General features: G+C 53.5%; 3 tRNA genes and 3 rRNA genes. All 6 read right to left on the reverse strand.

Annotated features, from left to right (window positions below):
• Positions 1-14: 14 nt before the first annotated feature.
• Positions 15-91 (reverse strand) — tRNA-Met (locus ACR0NW_RS23880).
• Positions 92-212: 121 nt separating this feature from the next.
• A 5S ribosomal RNA gene (gene rrf, locus ACR0NW_RS23885) occupies positions 213-327 on the reverse strand.
• A 164-nt stretch (positions 328-491) separates the two neighbouring features.
• Positions 492-3,323: ribosomal RNA gene (locus ACR0NW_RS23890) — 23S ribosomal RNA — on the reverse strand.
• Between the two features lie 451 nt (positions 3,324-3,774).
• Positions 3,775-3,851 (reverse strand) — tRNA-Ile (locus tag ACR0NW_RS23895).
• Between the two features lie 26 nt (positions 3,852-3,877).
• Positions 3,878-3,953 (reverse strand) — tRNA-Ala (locus tag ACR0NW_RS23900).
• Between the two features lie 152 nt (positions 3,954-4,105).
• Positions 4,106-5,567: ribosomal RNA gene (locus ACR0NW_RS23905) — 16S ribosomal RNA — on the reverse strand.
• Together the 16S, 23S and 5S rRNA genes with 3 tRNA genes alongside form the textbook arrangement of a ribosomal RNA operon.
• Between the last annotated feature and the right edge of the window lie 392 nt (positions 5,568-5,959).

A 5,959-nucleotide genomic window follows, 5' to 3' on the forward strand; every position in this document is an offset into this window, starting at 1 on the left:
CTGACTTATAAAGTTGGTTGCGGGAGCAGGATTTGAACCTGCGACCTTCAGGTTATGAGCCTGACGAGCTACCGGGCTGCTCCATCCCGCGACACTTTTGGTGGGCCTACCGCCTATTCGGCTACTTGAGGCCGTTTGTTGGCCTATCGCTTACGCTACTTGAGGCCAGGTATTATTTCGATCGTTTTAGAGAGATGAGGGGATTTTTCTAGGTTTGGCGGTGACCTACTCTCCCGGGGCTTAAGCCCAAGTACCATTGGCGCGGCAGTGCTTAACTTCCGGGTTCGGGATGGGACCGGGTGTTTCACTTGCGCTATGACCACCAAACCGAGGAAAATCCCCACGTCGACTTTTGCGGAGCAAAAGCGACGGGCAGGAGGCAGCGTATTCGCGAAGCGGATGCGCGTTCCTGCACGGTTTTGTTAATCAGATCAACGTTGTCCAACTCAAGGTCAGTGTATGCTTTTGATTTTGTCTTTCCATTACTGGATCAAATCAAGCCTATCGGGCGATTAGTACCGGTCAACTGAACGCATTACTGCGCTTACATCTCCGGCCTATTGACGTGGTGGTCTTCCACGGCCCTCAGGGAGACCTTGTTTTGAGGGGGGCTTCCCGCTTAGATGCCTTCAGCGGTTATCCTGTCCGATCATAGCTACCCAGCACTGCCGTTGGCACGACAACTGGTCCACCAGTGGATCGTTCACCCCGGTCCTCTCGTACTAGGGGCAACTCCTCTCAAGTCTCCTACACCCACGGCAGATAGGGACCGAACTGTCTCACGACGTTCTAAACCCAGCTCACGTACCTCTTTAAACGGCGAACAGCCGTACCCTTGGGACCTGCTCCAGCCCCAGGATGAGATGAGCCGACATCGAGGTGCCAAACACTGCCGTCGATATGGACTCTTGGGCAGTATCAGCCTGTTATCCCCGGCGTACCTTTTATCCGTTGAGCGATGGCCCTTCCACTCGGGACCACCGGATCACTATGGCCGTCTTTCGACTCTGCTCGACTTGTCAGTCTCGCAGTCAGGCTGGCTTCTGCCATTGCACTCAACGAGCGATTTCCGACCGCTCTGAGCCAACCTTCGCGCGCCTCCGTTACGCTTTAGGAGGCGACCGCCCCAGTCAAACTACCCGCCACGCAGGGTCCCGGATCCGGATAACGGACCGCGGTTAGACATCAAGAGTGCGAAGGGTGGTATCTCAAGGGAGGCTCCACAGGTACTTGCGTTCCTGCTTCAAAGCCTACCACCTATCCTGCACATCACAATCCTGATGCCAGTGCGAAGCTGTAGTAAAGGTGCACGGGGTCTTTCCGTCTAACCGCGGGAAGCCTGCATCTTGACAGGCAATTCAATTTCGCTGAGTCGATGTTGGAGACAGCGGGGAAGTCGTTACGCCATTCGTGCAGGTCGGAACTTACCCGACAAGGAATTTCGCTACCTTAGGACCGTTATAGTTACGGCCGCCGTTTACCTGGGCTTCAATTCAAGGCTCTCACCTCTCCTTTTAACCTTCAGGCACCGGGCAGGCGTCAGACCCTATACGTCGTCTTGCGACTTCGCAGAGCCCTGTGTTTTTAATAAACAGTCGCCACCCCCTGGTTTGTGCCCCCAGCCCCTAGTTGCCTAGGAACCGGGCCTCCTTCTCGCGAACTTACGGAGGTATTTTGCCGAGTTCCTTCAACATCGTTCTCTCAAGCGCCTTGGTATGCTCTACCAGTCCACCTGTGTCGGTTTAGGGTACGGTCTGATGGAGGGCTATTTCCAGGAACTGCTCAGCAGCCCAACCAATCCGATAAGGTTGAACTACACCTGCAATCCGTCACATCCTCCTGGCTCAGGAATATTAACCTGATTCCCATCGCCTACGCCTTTCGGCCTCGGCTTAGGGGCCGGCTTACCCTGCTCAGATTAGCTTTAAGCAGGAACCCTTGGACTTTCGGCGAGAGTGTCTCTCACACTCTTTGTCGCTACTCATGTCATCATTCTCACTAGTGATCTCTCCACCGGATGGCTCACGCCCCGGCTTCATCGAAAGCTCCAAATATCCTCCAAGGCGATCCGAAGATCGCTAAAGAGGATAGGAACTATGTCACACTACGCTCTGCTACCGATGCTTACGCATCCCTAGACTTCGGCTCATGGCTTGAGCCCCGTTACATCTTCGCCGCAGGACAACTTATTTAGACCAGTGAGCTGTTACGCTATCTTTAAAGGATGGCTGCTTCTAAGCCAACCTCCTGGTTGTTTTGGTCGTCCCACCTGCTTTCCCACTTAGCCATGAATTGGGGGCCTTAGTCGTAGGTCAGGGTTGTTTCCCTCTCCACTACGGACGTTAGCATCCGCAGTGTGTCTGCCATCTAGTACTCCCGGGTATTCGGAGTTTGGTTAGGATCAGTAAGCCTGTGGGGCCCCATTACCCATCCAGTGCTCTACCCCCCGGGGTATTCGGATGACGCTCTACCTAAATAGATTTCGCAGAGAACCAGCTATCTCCGAGTTTGATTGGCCTTTCACCCCTAGGCACAGCTCATCCCGATCCTTTTCAACGGATGTGGGTTCGGTCCTCCAGTAAGTGTTACCTTACCTTCAACCTGGCCATGCCTAGATCACTCGGTTTCGGGTCTGATCCCACGAACTCATGCGCCCTATTAAGACTCGCTTTCGCTACGCCTACACCTAACGGCTTAAGCTTGCTCGTGAGACCAAGTCGATGACCCATTATACAAAAGGTACGCCGTCAGATCTCGAGGATCCTCCGACTGATTGTAGGCGTTCGGTTTCAGGTACTGTTTCACTCCCCTCGTCGGGGTGCTTTTCACCTTTCCCTCACGGTACTGGTTCGCTATCGGTCAGCAAGGAGTACTTAGCCTTCGAAGGTGGTCCTCCGATCTTCAGACAGAATTTCACGTGTTCCGCCCTACTTAATACGTCCATCAAAGCTTCCTATACGGGGCTGTCACCCGCTATGGCCACGCTTCCCAACGTGTTCTAGTCACTTATCTGGCTCGGCTGGTCCCCGTTCGCTCGCCGCTACTAGGGGAGTATCAATTGATTTCCTTTCCTCCGGGTACTTAGATGTTTCAGTTCCCCGGGTTTGCTCTTAAAACCCTATGTATTCAGGTCTTAAGTACCTGTTTAAGCAACATATTGATTATCAAGGATAACAATATGAAGCTTTCAGGTGGGTTCCCCCATTCAGAAATCCATGGATCAAAGCTTATTCTCAGCTCCCCATGGCTTATCGCAGAGTATCACGTCTTTCATCGCCTCTTGCTGCCAAGGCATTCACCAAACGCCCTTCTCGCGCTTGATTTGATCCAGAAAGAGAAAGACACAACTTAGTGCGCTACCGCCTATTCGGCTACCTGAGCGCAGTCAGGTCAATCGCGACCGCCCAGCTGGTAACTAAAGGCGATCTTTCTTCTGAACCAAAAGCATACTTTCCCGCCTTCCATCCTGGAACCCATGCTGCCGATGTCGGTCGGCCCCGCATGGAGAATGGAAGACATGCACGATCTGATGATCGTGCGGGTTAGTGTACTTGACTTGGACAACTCTGTTCGTTTCAGCCGGGATAGTCGTGGACAGGCGAGGAAACACCCGTGTCACAACCCGCTCATCCGAAGATGAGAACGACTGAGATCAACGCCACACTCGGCGCGATCAAACAGTGTTGATTGATTTCTCTCTATACGATGTCAATTGACGTCCGATTGGACGGCTAAACACTCAAAACAGTGCTTAACGGTCAAATCGAAGGAAAGTGGTGGGTCGAGGAGGACTTGAACCTCCGACCTCACGCTTATCAGGCGTGCGCTCTAACCACCTGAGCTACCGACCCACTTTGTACGGGGCCGACTGCAGAAGTGGTGGAGCCTAGGAGGATCGAACTCCTGACCTCCTGAATGCAAATCAGGCGCTCTCCCAGCTGAGCTAAGGCCCCTTGCCGGACCTCGCGCCTATTCGCAAGATCCTGATTTTCTGAAGAGATATGAGGACGGCTCGGCTCATGAGTTTGACCAACTTTGTTTGTTGATCTTCTGCTAAGTGTTCCACGATCAAGAGCGAACTCTGTGATGCCAGGAACATCCTTAGAAAGGAGGTGATCCAGCCGCAGGTTCCCCTACGGCTACCTTGTTACGACTTCACCCCAGTCGCTGATCCTACCGTGGTCCGCTGCCTCCAAAAGGTTAGCGCACGGCCGTCGGGTAGAACCAACTCCCATGGTGTGACGGGCGGTGTGTACAAGGCCCGGGAACGTATTCACCGCGTCATGCTGTTACGCGATTACTAGCGATTCCGACTTCATGGGGTCGAGTTGCAGACCCCAATCCGAACTGAGACAGTTTTTTGGGATTAACCCATTGTCACTGCCATTGTAGCACGTGTGTAGCCCAACCCGTAAGGGCCATGAGGACTTGACGTCATCCACACCTTCCTCCCGCTTATCACGGGCAGTTTCCATAGAGTGCCCAGCCGAACTGCTGGCAACTAGGGATGTGGGTTGCGCTCGTTGCCGGACTTAACCGAACATCTCACGACACGAGCTGACGACAGCCATGCAGCACCTGTCACCGAGTCACCGAAGTGAAAGATCCATCTCTGGACCGGTCCCGGGATGTCAAGGGTTGGTAAGGTTCTGCGCGTTGCTTCGAATTAAACCACATGCTCCACCGCTTGTGCGGGCCCCCGTCAATTCCTTTGAGTTTTAATCTTGCGACCGTACTCCCCAGGCGGAATGCTTAATCCGTTAGGTGTGTCACCGACAAGCATGCTTGCCGACGACTGGCATTCATCGTTTACGGTGTGGACTACCAGGGTATCTAATCCTGTTTGCTCCCCACACTTTCGCACCTCAGCGTCAGTATCGAGCCAGTGAGCCGCCTTCGCCACTGGTGTTCCTCCGAATATCTACGAATTTCACCTCTACACTCGGAATTCCACTCACCTCTCTCGAACTCTAGACCGATAGTTTTGGAGGCAGTTCCGGGGTTGAGCCCCGGGATTTCACCCCCAACTTTCCGATCCGCCTACGTGCGCTTTACGCCCAGTAATTCCGAACAACGCTAACCCCCTCCGTATTACCGCGGCTGCTGGCACGGAGTTAGCCGGGGTTTCTTTACCTGCTACCGTCATTATCTTCACAGGCGAAAGAGCTTTACGACCCTAAGGCCTTCATCACTCACGCGGCATGGCTGGATCAGGGTTGCCCCCATTGTCCAAGATTCCCCACTGCTGCCTCCCGTAGGAGTCTGGGCCGTGTCTCAGTCCCAGTGTTGCTGATCATCCTCTAAAACCAGCTATAGATCGTAGGCTTGGTAGGCCATTACCCCACCAACTACCTAATCTAACGCGGGCTAATCCTTTGGCGATAAATCTTTCCCCCGAAGGGCTCATACGGTATTACTCTCCGTTTCCAGAGGCTATTCCGTACCAAAGGGTATATTCCCACGCGTTACTAACCCGTCCGCCGCTCACCCCGAAGGGCGCGCTCGACTTGCATGTGTTAGGCCTGCCGCCAGCGTTCGTTCTGAGCCAGGATCAAACTCTCAAGTTGAAAAGCTGTTACCAGCTTATCCTTGACGTTCGAACCTCTGCACATCTCATCTGGTGGCTAAACCAGATGAAGTCATCTGTTTGATGTACACAGATTTCCTAAGAAACCAGTGAACCACTCAAACAGTGAAGCTGACACTCAATCATCGGGCCGAAACCCTAAGAGCGCGATATACAGACATTCAATCCGTCGAAACGAACCAAACCGCCCACATATCTCTTCAGTTATCCATCAATGTCAAAGAACAAAACACCCAGAGCCAAAAATCAGACCGTAACGCCAATCACTCAGCGCAACCGCCCAAATCATAACCTCAGATGCCCCCAGTCTATCCTGAGCGTCTCCGCCGCTTCCGCCGCGTCCCAAGCGCCTCAGCAGCGCCGGTGAAGGGG

The sequence above is a fragment of the Ruegeria sp. CF5 genome, assembly GCF_056537325.1.